General features: G+C 70.3%; 9 protein-coding genes. 4 read left to right on the top strand and 5 right to left on the bottom strand.

From position 1 onward, the window contains the following. The first annotated feature begins 139 nt into the window (after nucleotides 1-139). Nucleotides 140-916 carry a chemoreceptor glutamine deamidase CheD gene (gene cheD, locus AAID08_RS02525; protein ID WP_395757322.1) on the top strand — a complete coding sequence of 259 codons (777 nt, stop codon included), beginning with the start codon at nucleotides 140-142 and terminating at the stop codon, nucleotides 914-916. 14 nt (nucleotides 917-930) lie between these two features. Here cheD and AAID08_RS02520 read toward each other — a convergent pair whose 3' ends face one another. After that, nucleotides 931-1,887 (bottom strand): GlxA family transcriptional regulator, encoded by a 957-nt coding sequence (locus tag AAID08_RS02520; RefSeq protein ID WP_054503348.1) that lies wholly within the window; start codon nucleotides 1,885-1,887, stop codon nucleotides 931-933. A gap of 291 nt (nucleotides 1,888-2,178) precedes the next feature. Between AAID08_RS02520 and AAID08_RS02515 the strand changes: the two genes are divergently transcribed. After that, nucleotides 2,179-2,868 carry a M24 family metallopeptidase gene (locus AAID08_RS02515; RefSeq protein WP_054503347.1) on the top strand — a complete coding sequence of 230 codons (690 nt, stop codon included), beginning with the start codon at nucleotides 2,179-2,181 and terminating at the stop codon, nucleotides 2,866-2,868. Nucleotides 2,869-2,959: 91 nt separating this feature from the next. Here the strand turns inward: AAID08_RS02515 and AAID08_RS02510 are convergent, their stop codons facing one another. Then, on the bottom strand, nucleotides 2,960-6,571 hold the full coding sequence (locus AAID08_RS02510; RefSeq protein ID WP_395757321.1) for an indolepyruvate ferredoxin oxidoreductase family protein: 3,612 nt from the start codon (nucleotides 6,569-6,571) through the stop codon (nucleotides 2,960-2,962). A 170-nt stretch (nucleotides 6,572-6,741) separates the two neighbouring features. Here AAID08_RS02510 and mutY point away from each other — a divergent pair, with 170 nt between their 5' ends. Further along, complete coding sequence (gene mutY, locus AAID08_RS02505) at nucleotides 6,742-7,818, top strand: A/G-specific adenine glycosylase (protein ID WP_167517683.1); 1,077 nt, start codon at nucleotides 6,742-6,744, stop codon at nucleotides 7,816-7,818. Nucleotides 7,819-8,183: 365 nt separating this feature from the next. On the opposite strand, the gene AAID08_RS02500 is transcribed toward mutY, so the two are convergent. Further along, nucleotides 8,184-9,002: a helix-turn-helix transcriptional regulator gene (locus AAID08_RS02500; protein WP_054495765.1), complete on the bottom strand. Its 819-nt coding sequence runs from the start codon at nucleotides 9,000-9,002 to the stop codon at nucleotides 8,184-8,186. Nucleotides 9,003-9,207: 205 nt separating this feature from the next. Here AAID08_RS02500 and iaaH point away from each other — a divergent pair, with 205 nt between their 5' ends. Then, nucleotides 9,208-10,653: an indoleacetamide hydrolase gene (gene iaaH / locus AAID08_RS02495; RefSeq protein ID WP_343719331.1), complete on the top strand. Its 1,446-nt coding sequence runs from the start codon at nucleotides 9,208-9,210 to the stop codon at nucleotides 10,651-10,653. A gap of 31 nt (nucleotides 10,654-10,684) precedes the next feature. On the opposite strand, the gene AAID08_RS02490 is transcribed toward iaaH, so the two are convergent. Then, nucleotides 10,685-12,247 carry a mannitol dehydrogenase family protein gene (locus AAID08_RS02490; RefSeq protein WP_343719332.1) on the bottom strand — a complete coding sequence of 521 codons (1,563 nt, stop codon included), beginning with the start codon at nucleotides 12,245-12,247 and terminating at the stop codon, nucleotides 10,685-10,687. After that, entirely contained in the window at nucleotides 12,235-13,446 is a 1,212-nt protein-coding gene (gene manD / locus AAID08_RS02485; RefSeq protein WP_054503341.1) for a D-mannonate dehydratase ManD, read from the bottom strand. The genes AAID08_RS02490 and manD overlap by 13 nt, the downstream gene beginning before the upstream one ends. Nucleotides 13,447-13,464 lie beyond the last annotated feature (18 nt).

The raw sequence follows: 13,464 nt of genomic DNA, 5'->3' as shown, positions 1-13,464 counted from the left end.
TTACACAGGTTTTCCCCCTATTTCAGGCTAAATGTGTAAGAATAAAGCGACATTTTTTTACATATTTTGAAACGTTTTCCGTCCTACCGAGCGCCGCCCTTCGTGTTCAAACCGTTGTCCTTGCCCTTGATTCCGCCCCATGGTCGCCCGTCTTGACGCCCGCGCGACGCGCCACTATTTCGACAGCGCGTTCCAATCCCAGGCGGTGAAGGTACTCCCCAACGAGTACTACGTCACCGACGAAGACATCATGATCTCGACCGTGCTCGGTTCGTGTGTGGCCGCCTGCATCCACGACCCGGTCACTGGCGTCGGCGGCATGAACCACTTCATGCTGCCCGAGGGCGACATGCAGTCGCCCGCCTCGGCCACCATGCGCTATGGCGCCTTCGCCATGGAAGTGCTGATCAACGAACTGCTCAAGGCCGGCGCGGTGCGCGACCGCCTCGAGGCCAAGGTGTTCGGCGGCGGCGCGGTGCTGTCGGCCATGCAGCAGATGAACATCGGCGAACGCAATGGCCAGTTCGTGCTGAACTACCTGCGCACGGAAGGCATCCCCGTCAAGGCCCAGGACCTGGGCGACGTGCACGCCCGCCGCATCAACTATTTCCCGCGCGACGGCCGCGTGATGGTGCGCAAGATGGCGCCGCACCACCAGCGCGCCGAAGAAATCATCGCCAAGCGCGAACAGGCCGCCGCCGAAAGCGTGCAGGCCAAGACCCACAGCCCGCCGCGCGTCGAGCGTTTCACACGGCCCGGCGTGGAACGCTTCGACCGCCCGGCCGCCCGGCCGGGCGTGGAACGTTTCGATCGCCCCAGCGTCGAGCGTTTCGACCGCCCCGCCACGCGCCCCGGCGTGGAACGCTTCGACACCGGCGTCACCCGCCGCCGCAAGCCGGAAACCGCGGGCGGTTGAATCCGCCCGGCGCGTCAGCAGCCGAAACTGGCGCGATACTGGCTGGGCGACACGCCCAGCCGCCGCTGGAATACCTCGCGCAGGTGCCGCGCATCCCGGAAGCCGCAATCGAAGGCCACGGTCTTGAGCGGCGCCGAGGCGCGCTCCAGCCGCGCGCGGGCCGCATCCACCCGGGCGCTTTCCACGAAATCCGCCGGGGTGACGCCCGCATCGCGCAGGAACACCCGCGAGAAGTTGCGGCGGCTCATGTTGGCCACTGCCGCCAGCGCGTCCACGCCGAGATCCTCGGCCAGATGCCCCAGCACGTACTGCTGTACCTGCGCCACCGCCGAGGTCTCCTCGACGAAGGGCGTGAGGAACGGGCTGAACTGCGATTGCCCGCCAGCGCGATGCATGAACACCACCAGCCGTTTGGCCACGTTCAGCGCCACCTCCGGCCCATGGTCCTGCGCCACCAGGTACAGGGCCAGGTCGATGCCGGCGGTCACCCCCGCAGACGTATGCAGCCGGCCGTCCCGCGCGTACAGCCGATCGGTCTCGACGCGCAGATCCGGATAGCGCGCCGCCAGCGCCGGCGCGTCGTTCCAGTGGGTGGTGACGGTGGCGCCCGCCGGCAGGCCGGCGCGCGCCAGCAGGAAGACGCCGTTGCAGATCGAGCCGTAGCGTTCGGCCCGCGCGCAGGCCGCGCGCAGCCAGGTCCGTGCCTCGTCCGACTCCTGCGCCGCCGGCAGGCCGGGCCCGCCGGCGGCCAACAGCAGGTCGGGCGCGTCGGCGACATCGGCGTAATAGCGCTGCGGCGCCAGCAGCATGCCGTTGGAACAGGGGACCACGCCGCGCGTCAGGCCGATCAACTCCATTCGGTACTGCCGGGCAGGCAGCAAAAAGCGGTTGGCCTCGGCAAAGACGTCCAGCGGACCGCTGACGTCCAGCGACTGCACGCCGGGAAACACGAGAATGGCGACGGATTTCATGGGATCGGAGGGCGGGAGGCTCGGGCCCCGCGCGACACGGCGCGGGCACCAAGGCGGCAACGACGCCGCCAGACGCTACCTTAGCCCAAGGTCTGCGGCGCAAGGGGTCCCTGCCGTCCGGCCTGGCCGCAAACCGTGCCACGGCGGCCGCAATCCGCCGCCGTCCACGGCCATGGCCGCCGGACGCGCCAGGCTGGCCGGAATCCGTGCCGCGCGGCGCTGGTCGATGACCCGGCGCGCGCCCAGACTGCTTGCATCGCCCTCCGGGCTTGCCAAGCAAGGAACCCCCTCATGCAAACGCCCTCTTCCGACCCCAGCGAACGCGTCGGTCCCGCCTTCTCCGTGGACGGCATGCTGCTGGCCCGCAACAAGACACGCCAGGCCATCGAGGACATCGCCGCGCGCATCCGCCCCGGCATGATCGAGGAAGACGCGGTCGCCCTGGCCAAGCAGACGCTGATCGATGCCGGCATGGCGCTGAGCTGGCATCCCACGCGGGTGCGCTTCGGCGCCAACACCCTGAAAGCCATGCGCCAGGCGTCCACGCCCGGCGCGGTGCTGGGCGAACACGACATCTTCTTTCTCGACATCGCGCCGCGCCTGGACGCCTGGGAAGGCGATGGCGGCAAGAGCTACGTGGTGGGCGACGACCCCGGCCAGGCGCGTTGCGCCCGCGACGCCGAGGCGCTGTTCCATGACGTGCGCGGCGTCTGGCTGCGCGAGCGGCTGAGCGGACAGGCGCTCTACGCCTACGCCGACCGCCAGGCGCGCGCCATGGGTTGGGAGCTGAACTTCGACCTGCCCGGCCACCGCGTATCCGACTTCCCGCACGCGGCAATCCATACCGGCTCGCTCGCCGAGCTGGCGATCAGCCCATCGGAGATGCGCTGGATCCTGGAGATCCACTTGCGCGACCCGCAGGGCCGCTACGGCGCGTTCTTCGAGGACATGCTGCTGGACGACGCGCACTATCCGGCGTAGGGCTGGCCAGCCCCAGTCGCGCGGCTGCCGCGAGGGCGCATGGGCCGGCGGCAGGCATATGCCCGTCGCCGGCCATCGCCGCGCAGGCGGATCAGGCCGCCCGCGCGCCGCCGATCGACACCACGCTGGCGCTGAAGTCCTTGAGCAGCGCCTCGCGCCGCGCGGCGGCCTTCTCCATCGCCGCCTCCTTCACGTGGCCGTAGCCGCGGATCTCCTCCGGCACGCTGGCCAGGGCGACCGCGCGATCCAGGTTGCCGCGATTGAGCTTGGACAGGATCGCGCTCAGCGTCTCGCGATACTCGCGCGCCAGCTCGCGCTCGGCGCGGCGCTCGCGGGTGTAGCCGAATGGGTCGAAGCGCGTGCCGCGCAGGCGCTTCATGCGGGCCAGCAGGCGGAACACCCGCAGCATGCCGGGGCCATAGGCCTTCTTGACCAGATGGCCGTCCGCGCCGCGGCGCGCGAACAGCGGCGGCGCCAGGTGGAAGCGCAGCTTCCAGTCGCCCTCGAACTGCTCGCCGATGCGCTTGAGGAACTCCCCGTCCGTGTACAGCCGCGCCACCTCGTACTCGTCCTTGTAGGCCAGCAGCTTGAAGTAGTAGCGCGCCACCGCCAGCGCCAGGCGCTGGGTGCCGGTGGCCTCGCGCTCGGCGTGCGCCACTTTGTCCACCAGGTCGGTGTACTGCCTGGCGTAAGCCGCGTCCTGGTACTGCGTCAGGAACGCGCGGCGCGTTTCGACGACGCGCGCCAGCTCGCCGGCCGGCTTCTTCAGCTCCACCACCGGTTGGACCGCGCGCGGCCGGCGGATCTCGATGATGCCCTCCGGATGCGCGGGCGCGCCGCCGCTTGCCAGCAGGCGCGTCACGCCGGCCAGGTCATGCGCCGCGCGGCGGCCCCAGGCGAACGCCGCCTGGTTGTTGGGCACCTGCTGGCCGTTCAGCTCGATGGCGCGCAGCAAGGACTCGCGCGACAGCGGCAGCCAGCCCTTCTGGTAGGCGTAGCCCATCATCAGCGGGTTGGAGTAGATGACGTCGCCCAGCAGGCCCACGGCCAGCGCCGACGCGTCCACCGTGTGCAGGTTGTCCTTGCCGCAGGCGGCCTGCAGGTCGGCCGTCAGGTTGGCGCCCGGCAGCGTCCAGTCGGGGTTGGTGACGAACGCGGCGGTGGGCGCGGTGTCGCTGTTGAGCAGCGCGCGCGAGCGGCCCGGCCGCAGCCGCGCCATGGCGTCGGCGCTGGTGGCCACCACCAGGTCGCCGGCCAGCATCAGGTCGGCCTCGCCCATCGCCACGCGCGTGTTCATCAAGTGGTCCGGCGTCTGCGCCAGCACCACGTGCGAATACACCGCGCCGCCCTTCTGCGCCAGGCCGGCCATGTCCAGCACCGAACAGCCCTTGCCTTCCAGGTGCGCGGCCATGCCCAGCAGTTGCCCGATGGTGACCACGCCGGTGCCGCCGACGCCGGCGATGAACACGCCATAGGCCTGCGCCAGCGCCGGCAGCGCCGGTTGCGGCACGTCGTCGTCGACTGCGCCTTCCGGCGCCAGCGCGCGCGGCTTGCGCAACTTGCCGCCTTCCACCGTGACGAAGCTGGGGCAGAAGCCCTTCAGACAGGAGAAGTCCTTGTTGCAACTGGACTGGTTGATGGCGCGCTTGCGGCCGAACTCGGTCTCCAGCGGTTCCACCGACAGGCAGTGCGATTTCTGCGAACAGTCGCCGCAGCCTTCGCACACGCGCTCGTTGATGACCACGCGCCGCGCCGGATCGGGATAGGCGCCGCGCTTGCGGCGGCGGCGCTTCTCGGTGGCACAGGTCTGGTCATAGATCAGGACCGACACGCCGGGGTGCTCGCGCAACTCGCGCATCACCGCGTCCAGCTCGTCGCGGTGTTGCACCGGCACGCCCGGCGCCATGCCGGCCATGCCCTGGTATTTCTCCGGCTCGTCGGTCACCACCACGATCTTGTCGATGCCCTCTGCGGCCACCTGGCGGCTGATCATCGGCACGCTGATAGGGCCGTCCACCGGCTGCCCGCCAGTCATGGCCACCGCGTCGTTGAACAGGATCTTGTAGGTGATCGGCGCCTTGGCCGCCACCGCCGCGCGGATCGCCAGCAGGCCGGAATGGAAGTAGGTGCCGTCCCCAAGGTTGGCGAACACGTGCTTCTCTTCGGTGAACGGCGCCTGCCCCAGCCACGGCACGCCCTCGCCGCCCATCTGCGTGTACACCTGCGTGTTGCGGCCCATCCAGGTCACCATGTAGTGGCAGCCGATGCCGGCCATGCCGCGCGAGCCTTCCGGCACCCGCGTCGAGGTATTGTGCGGACAGCCCGAACAGAACCACGGCTTGCGGTCTTCCACCACGCGCGGCCGCGCCAGCGCCTGCTCACGCTCGGCGATGAAGGCCAGGCGCGCCTCGATGCCGGCGCGCACGTCGGCCGGCAATTCGAAGCGCAGCAGGCGCGCGGCGATGGCCTTGGCCACCATCGCCGGCGAGAACTCGTAGTGCGCCGGCAGCAGCCAGTTGCCCTGCGGCACCGCCCATTCGCCGCCATCCTTGTCGTCGAACTTGCCGACCACGCGCGGGATCTTCTTGCCGCTGCCGATCCAGCTAAACAGTTCCTCCTTCAACTGGTATTCGAGCACCTGGCGCTTTTCCTCGACCACCAGAATCTCGTCCAGGCCATCGGCGAAGCGCGCCATGCCGGTGGACTCCAGCGGCCACACCATGCCCACCTTGAACAGCCGCAGGCCGATGCGCTGGCACACCGCCTCGCTCAACCCGAGGTCGGACAGCGCCTGGCGCGTGTCCAGGTAGGCCTTGCCCGAGGTCATGATGCCAAAGCGCGCGTCGCGCGCCGGCACCTGCCACAGTTCGCGGTTCAGGTTGTTGGCGCGCGCGTAGGCCAGCGCCGCGTACAGCTTGTAGTCCAGCAGCCGCGCTTCCTGTTGCAGCGGCGTGTCCGGGATGCGGATGTTCAGGCCGTCCGGCGGCAGTTGGAAATCCCCGGGCAGCACGATCTGCACGCGGTACGGATCCACGTCCACCGAGGCCGACACCTCGACGATGTCGGTGATGCACTTCATGCCGACCCAGACGCCGGCATAACGGCTCATGGCCCAGCCGTGCAGGCCGTAGTCCAGCACCTCCTGCACGCTGGAGGGGAACAGCGCCGGGATCATGCAGGCCTTGAGGATGTGGTCGCTCTGGTGCGGCAGCGTCGACGACTTGGCCGGATGGTCGTCGCCGGCCACCACCAGCACGCCGCCGTGCGGCGACGTGCCGGCGGCGTTGGCGTGCTTGAACACGTCGCCGCAGCGGTCCACGCCCGGCCCCTTGCCGTACCACATGCCGAACACGCCGTCGTACTTGGCGCCTGGGAACAGGTTGACCTGCTGGGTGCCCCACACCGCGGTGGCCGCCAGGTCCTCGTTGATGCCCGGCTGGAACTCGACGTGGTGCGCCTTCAGGTACTTGGCCGCCTTCCACATGTTCTGGTCGACCCCGCCCAGCGGCGAGCCCCGGTAGCCCGACACGAACCCGGCCGTGTTCAGCCCCGCGCGCAGGTCGCGCAGCCGCTGCATCATCGGCAGGCGCACCAGGGCGTGGATGCCGCTCATCCAGGCGCGGCCGCTTTCGAGGGTGTATTTGTCGTCCAACTGGACGGATTCGAGCGCCGCGCGCAGCGCGGGCGTGAGGGGGGCATTCATGTCTACTCCGAGGGTCGTGGAACGCCCGCGGCAGCCAACGCACCACGCCCTCTTGAAGCGCATGCAGGCAAGCGGCGGGAGGTGAATTCCGGGCGCTCGATGCGCCTCTGTCCTACGGTTGTAACCGCTCGCCCCACCCCCGGCAATAGGGCGATGCGATAATTGCAGGCATGGACTTCGCCCCTCGCATCGTCGCCTGGCAACGCCAGCACGGCCGCCACGATCTCCCCTGGCAAAACACCCGGGATCCCTACCGCATCTGGCTCTCCGAGATCATGCTGCAGCAGACGCAGGTGGCCACGGTGATCCCCTACTACGAGCGCTTCCTGCAGCGCTTCCCCGACGTGGCCGCGCTGGCCGCCGCCGCTCAGGAAGACGTGATGCCCTACTGGGCCGGCCTGGGCTACTACGCCCGCGCCCGCAACCTGCACCGCTGCGCCCAGGAGATCGCGCGCGACTGGAATGGCCACTTCCCGCCCAGCGCCGAAGCCATCGCCACCCTGCCCGGCATCGGCCGCTCGACCGCCGCCGCCATCGCCGCCTTCGCCTACGGCGAGCGCTCGCCCATCCTCGACGGCAACGTCAAGCGCGTCTTCACCCGTCACTTCGGCATCGCCGGCGACCCCGCCAGGCGCGAGATCGAACAGCGCCTGTGGGCCCTGGCCGACGCCCAGGTCGAGGCCGCGCCCGGCCTGGACATGGCCGCCTACACGCAGGGCCTGATGGATCTGGGCGCCACCCTCTGTACGCGCGGCAAGCCCGCCTGTGAACGCTGCCCGGTCGCCGACACCTGTGTCGCCAAGCGAGAAGGCCGCCAGGCCGAACTGCCCACGCCCAAGGCGCGCAAGGCGATCCCGGAACGCGAGACCGCGATGCTGGTGCTGCAGCACCAGGGCGCCTTCCTGCTGCAGCAACGCCCCGAACCCGGTATCTGGGGCGGCCTCTGGAGCCTGCCCGAATTCGACGCCGCCGGCGACCCCCTGGCCGCCTCCCGCGCCCTAGGCCTGGACCCCGAACAGCGCTTCGAACTCGCCGCCTTCGCCCACACCTTCACCCACTACCGCCTGCACATCCGCCCCTGGTACGTGCCCGTGCGCAGCGCCTCGCTACGCCAGCCCACGCAACCCGAGCGCTGGATCACCCAGGCCGAACTCGCCGACACCGCCCTGCCCGCCCCCGTCAAGAAACTCCTGCTGGGCCTGATCGAAGCCGGCCTCCCGGGCGACCTGCTGGCCAACAGCAAGTAGCGCCCTCCGACCGCCCCCCGCGCGCAGCGTCACCGCCCCGACGCCAGACACCCAAACGCCAAAGAAGGCCGCCCGCGCGGCCGCCTTTGGCGACCCCGCAAACCCTTTCCGCCTCAAAGATTGCTGGCAAGAACGCCAAGCACAAGACCCGCCCCAACAGCCGCCGTTAAGTCACGACGCGAGCGAGTGGCGGGGCAGGCGGGGGATGGCGGGGCGTGTAGATGCGCCCGGCGGAAACCGAAGGCAGCCGCCCTAGGCGGCAACGAGGTTGAGCCCGGGGCAGTCCGGAGCGAACGCTCCGGACCGCAATCGTAGCCCCGCCATCCCCCGCCTGCCCCGTCACTCGCGCCTCAAGAACCCACCCGTCACTCATCCCCCAGCAACATCACCAGCTTCAGGTCCAGGTGAGTCGCCAGGCGAAACGTGATCTGCTGGAACGCCATCCGCCCGCGCCGCGGATGCGCGAATTCACGCAGGCCGCCCTCGCGCTCGACCACCGCGTGCCGGTTCCACCAATGCGCGAACACCGCGCTCTGCCGGTTCAGGGCATCGATCAGCGCCAGCACCGCCGGCTCATCCAGATGCGCGCCCGCGTCGGCCCGAAACTCCGCCACCACGCGCCGCGCGCGCTGCTCCCAATCCACCACCAGCTCGCGCGCCGCCGGGTCCAGGAAGATGTAGCGCAGCAGGTTGGGCTCCGGATCCCGGGTCGGCCAGTCGTCGAACAGTTCCCGCAGGGGTTCATTACAGGCCAGCACGTTCCAGGCCCGGTCCAGCACGTAGGCCGGCGCGGTGATGGCGTCCACGCACTCGCGCAACGACCCGGGCGCCCCCATCGCGTCGTCGCGCGCATGCTGCGGATCGGCGCAATCGGCCAGGTCGAACAGATAGGCCCGCTCGGCCCGCGCCAGTTGCAGCACCCCCGCGATGCGCGACCAGACCGACGGCGATACCGACACCTCGCGCCCCTGCTCGATCCAGGTGTACCAGGTGACGCTGATGCCGCACAGTTGCGCCACCTCTTCGCGCCGCAGCCCCGGCGTGCGGCGGCGCATGCCTTCGGGCAGGCCTGCCATCTGCGGCGTGATGCGCGATCGGGCGCTGCGCACGAATTCGCCCAGCGCCTGGCGGCGCAGGCGGGAGCCTTCGTGGCCGGCGGCGCCGGCCTGGGGGGAAGTGTTCATACCAGGATAAGAGAGGGACTTGTACGTGTATAAGCTCCACCTATCTTAGCGCCTGACCGTCCCCGCGGTACCGCGCCCCGCCCGCGGGCGACCACGGGCCGGACCGGCATATCGACGAACGGCGCCCGGCCGCGCTACGGTCAACCCTGCACAGAACGGTATCGACCCGACGCAACCGCCCCAAAACCAAGGAGACAACCCCGCCATGACCGCCCACCAGACATCCTCGAGCTGCCCCACCGTGACCGAGGCCGCGGCGCTGTTCCGCGACGGCCAGATCACCAGCGAGGCCCTCACCCGGGCCTGTCTGGACCGCATCGCGTCCCGCCAGGACCTCAATGCCTTCATCACCGTCGACGCCGAGGGCGCGCTGGCCCAGGCAAGGGCCGCCGACGCCGGGCGCGCCGCCGGCCGCGCGCCCCGGCCGCTGGAGGGCGTGCCCTTGGCGATCAAGGACAACATCCATGTGGCGGGGCTGCCCAACACCGCCGGCACCCCGGCCCTGCATGGCTTCATCCCCAAGGAAGACGCGCCGGTGGTGCGCCGGTTGCGCGAGGCGGGCGCCGTCATCGTCGGCAAGGCGCACATGCATGAACTGGCCTTCGGCGTGTCCGGCTACAACACCGCCTACCCCGGCCCGCGCGGCGCGGGCACGCGCAACGCCTATGACCCCGAACGCATCGCCGGCGGCTCGTCCTCGGGCAGCGGCGCGGCGGTGGGCGCGCGCCTGGTGCCGGCCGCGCTAGGCACCGACACGGGCGCTTCCGTGCGCCTGCCCGCCGCCCTCAATGGCGCCGTCGGCTTCCGGCCTTCCGTGGGTCGCTATGACGGTTCGGGCATTACGCCGATTTCGCATACCCGCGATACGCCCGGACCCATCGCCAACGGCATGGCCGACATCGCGCTGCTGGATGCCGTCCTGACCGGCGATGACACGCCACTGCCGGCGCTGCGCGCCGCCGACCTGCGCCTGGGCCTGCCCGGCTATTTCTGGCAGGACCTGGACCCGCGGGTAGAGGCCACGGCGCAGGCCGCCCTGGAGCGTCTGCGCGCGGCCGGCGTGACCCTGGTCCCGCTGGACCTGCCCGGCCTGGAAGCCAGCAACGCCGCGACCGGCATGCCACTGTGCCTGTACGAGCAGAAGCACGATCTGATCGCCTATCTGCAACGCCACGACGCGGGCGTGTCATTCGAGGAACTGGTGGCTCGGATTTCCAGCCCTGACGTGAAAGCCATCTTCGACGACCTGGTCGTGCCGGGCGTGCTGCCCACGCCATCGGGCGAGCTGCTGCCGCTGCAACCGCTTTACGACAGCGCCATCGCGGAACATCGCAACGCGCTCATCGATGTCTACCGCCGTGCGTTCGCGCGGCACGCGCTGCACGGGCTGCTGTTCCCCACGGTGCCGGTGCTGGCGCCGCTCGCCGCGCCCGAGGCCAGCAGCCTGGAGTCGTTCCTGCGGCTGGCGCGCAACGTCGACCCGGGCAGCAACGCGGGCCTGCCCGGCCTGAGCCTGCCCGCCGGCCTGTCGGAGGGCGGCCTGCCGATCGGATTGGAAGTGGATGGGCTGCCGGGCGAGGACCGCCAGACCCTCGCGGTCGGCGTGGCGCTCGAACCGCTGCTGGGCCGACTGGCGCCGCCGCCAGCCTGACGCGCCTTTCCGCCCGGACGGCGGGCGAATATCAGTCCTGGTCCGCGCGCATCGCGGCCAGGGTCACCTCCAGCGCGCCCGCCACGCCCAGCGTGCGCAACGACTGCGCCGCCTGCGCCACCTCGCGCACGAAACGCTCGTCGCGGCCCAGGTCGCCGAACACGGCGGCCAGGGCCGTCATCTCGCGCGCCCAGGCCAGCGCGGCGGCCGGTCCCGGCGAAGCATCGCGCGCCGCCTGCTCGGCCTGCGCCAGTCGCTGCGCCAGCGGCTCGGCCAGCGGATCGTCGATGGGATAACGCCGTCCTGCCTGATCCACCCCGCGCAGGAAATGCAGCCAGCCGGCCAGCGCCAGCGCCAGCCCCGTGATTGGCCGGTCCGCCGCCAGCCGCGCCCGCACCGTGCCCAGCAGGCGCTGCGGCATCTTCTGCGACCCGTCCATGGCGATCTGCCGCGTCTGGTGCCTTAGCGCCGGATTGGCGTAGCGTTGCAACAGCCGCTCCTGGTAAGCCGCCAGGTCCAGGCCCGGCAGCACCGGCAGGGTCGGCGCGATTTCCATGCGCATCAGGTCCGCCAGATAGCGCCGCAGCGCCGGCTGCGCCACGGCCTGATCCACCGTGCCCCACCCCGCCATCACCGACAGGTAGGCCAGCGCCGAATGCGCGCCGTTCACCATGCGCAGCTTGAGGGTCTCGAACGGCGCCGCCTCGTCGACAAAGCGCGCGCCGCCCACGGCCCAGTCCGGCCGACCGGCGGCAAAGCGATCTTCCACCACCCATTCCAGGAACGGCTCGGCCTGCACCGGCCAGGCGTCCGTCATGCCCAGCGCCTGCGCCACGGCCGCGCGATCCTCATCGGTGGTGCGCGGCACGATGCGGTCCACCATGGAGCACGGAAACGTGCAGGCCTGGCCGATCCATTCGGCCAGGCGGGCGTCGACCTGCGCGGCGAACGCCAGCACCAGGCCGCGCAGCAGATGGCCGTTGCCGGGCAGGTTGTCCAGCGACAGCAGCGTCACCGGGCCCAGGCCCGAGGCGCGGCGCCGTTGCAGCCCCCACACCAGGAAGCCGATGGTGCTGCGCGGCGCCAGCGGCTGGCCCAGGTCGTGCACGATGTCGGGATGCGCCAGGTTCAACGCCCCGCTGGCCGGATCGTGGCAATAGCCCTTCTCGGTCACGGTCAGGCTCACGATGCGCGTGTACGGGCTGGCGATGCGCGCCAGCACCGCCTGCGGATCCTCCGGCGCCACCAGCGTTTCCAGCAGGCAGCCGATCACGGCCAGTTGCTGTCGCGGCCGGCCCTCGGCGTCGGCGCTGCGCAGCGCCAGCGTGTACAGCCCGTCCTGCGGCGCCAGCGCATCGCGGGTGTCGGCCTGGCGCAGCGACACGCCGCAGATGCCCCAGCGCGGGTCGCCGCTGGCGTGGATGGCCGCCTCATTCACCGCCGCCAGATGGCCGCGCGCGAACGCGCCCAGTCCCAGATGCACGATGCCGGCGCGCAACGCGCCCCTATCGTAGGCCGGTCGCGCCAGGCCGGGCGCCAGCGCCTGCAGGCGCGCCGGATGCAGCCGGACGGCCGCGGGGGCTACCAATTCCATAGCGTGCCGTCCTGCTGCAAGCGGTTCACCGGCAGGTAGGCGCGCTTGTACGGATACTTGGCGGCCAGCTTCTCGTCGATGTCCACGCCGTGACCCGGCACATCGCCCGGATACAGCATGCCCTGCGAGAAGGTGTAGGCGTGGGGGAACACCGCGTCCGTCTCCTCGGTGTGGCGCATGTATTCCTGGATGCCGAAGTTCGGCACCCACAGGTCGAAGTGCAGTGCCGCGCCCATGCACACCGGCGACAGGTCGGTGGCGCCATGGCAGCCGGTGCGCACCTGGTACAGCGAGGCCAGGTCGGCGATGCGGCGCAGGTGCGTGATGCCGCCGGCGTGCACCACGGTGGTCCGGATGTAGTCGATCAACTGGTTCTGCACCAGGTCCTTGCAGTCCCAGATCGAATTGAAGATCTCGCCCACCGCCAGCGGCGTGGTGGTGTGCTGGCGGATCAGGCGGAAAGCCTCCTGGTTCTCGGCCGGCGTGGCGTCCTCCATCCAGAACAGGTTGTACGGCTCCAGCGACTTGCCCAGGCGGCCGGCCTCGATCGGCGTCAGGCGGTGGTGCACGTCGTGCAGCAGGTGGTGCTCGAAGCCGAGCTTTTCGCGGATGCGATCGAACAGCCTGGGCGTGTGCCGCAGGTACTTCTCGGTGGACCAGTCGTGCTCGCTGGGCAGGTCGGCGTCGGCGGGTTCGTAGAACAGGTTGCCGCGGCCGACGCCGTAGACCTTGTCCAGCCCCGGCACGCCGCTCTGCGCGCGGATCGCGCGGTAGCCCATGTCGGCATAGCGCAGCACCTCGTCGACGGTGTGCTCGATGTCGCTGCCATTGGCGTGGCCGTAGACCATGACGCCGGTGCGGCTCTTGCCGCCCAGCAGTTGGTACAGCGGCAGGCCGGCGGCCTTGGCCTTCAGGTCCCACAGCGCGGTGTCGACCGCGGCAATGGCGGTCATGGTGACCGGACCCCGGCGCCAGTAGGCGCCCTTGTACAGGTATTGCCAGATGTCCTCGATCTGGTGCGCGTCGCGGCCGATCAGGCAAGGCACCACGTGTTCGGTCAGGTAGGCCGCCACGGCCAGCTCGCGCCCGTTCAGGGTGGCATCGCCGATGCCGGTCAGGCCCTGGTCGGTCTCGATCTTCAGGGTCACGAAATTGCGGCCCGGCGAACAAACAATGACGCGTGCGTTCGTAATTTTCATCATGGATTCCGTGAAACG

This window comes from Achromobacter sp. EB05 (assembly GCF_044232075.1).
Classification (GTDB): domain Bacteria; phylum Pseudomonadota; class Gammaproteobacteria; order Burkholderiales; family Burkholderiaceae_B; genus Achromobacter; species Achromobacter dolens.
This window is presented reverse-complemented; position numbering and strand designations above follow the sequence as displayed.

Bases quoted from the DNA above. Each gene is read 5' to 3' on its own strand.
- AAID08_RS02490 (WP_343719332.1), bottom strand. From the start codon at position 12,247: ATGGAATTGGTAGCCCCCGCGGCCGTCCGGCTGCATCCGGCGCGCCTG.
- iaaH (WP_343719331.1), top strand. From the start codon at position 9,208: ATGACCGCCCACCAGACATCCTCGAGCTGCCCCACCGTGACCGAGGCC.
- AAID08_RS02520 (WP_054503348.1), bottom strand. From the start codon at position 1,887: ATGAAATCCGTCGCCATTCTCGTGTTTCCCGGCGTGCAGTCGCTGGAC.
- AAID08_RS02510 (WP_395757321.1), bottom strand. From the start codon at position 6,571: ATGAATGCCCCCCTCACGCCCGCGCTGCGCGCGGCGCTCGAATCCGTC.
- manD (WP_054503341.1), bottom strand. From the start codon at position 13,446: ATGAAAATTACGAACGCACGCGTCATTGTTTGTTCGCCGGGCCGCAAT.
- AAID08_RS02500 (WP_054495765.1), bottom strand. From the start codon at position 9,002: ATGAACACTTCCCCCCAGGCCGGCGCCGCCGGCCACGAAGGCTCCCGC.
- mutY (WP_167517683.1), top strand. From the start codon at position 6,742: ATGGACTTCGCCCCTCGCATCGTCGCCTGGCAACGCCAGCACGGCCGC.
- AAID08_RS02515 (WP_054503347.1), top strand. From the start codon at position 2,179: ATGCAAACGCCCTCTTCCGACCCCAGCGAACGCGTCGGTCCCGCCTTC.
- cheD (WP_395757322.1), top strand. From the start codon at position 140: ATGGTCGCCCGTCTTGACGCCCGCGCGACGCGCCACTATTTCGACAGC.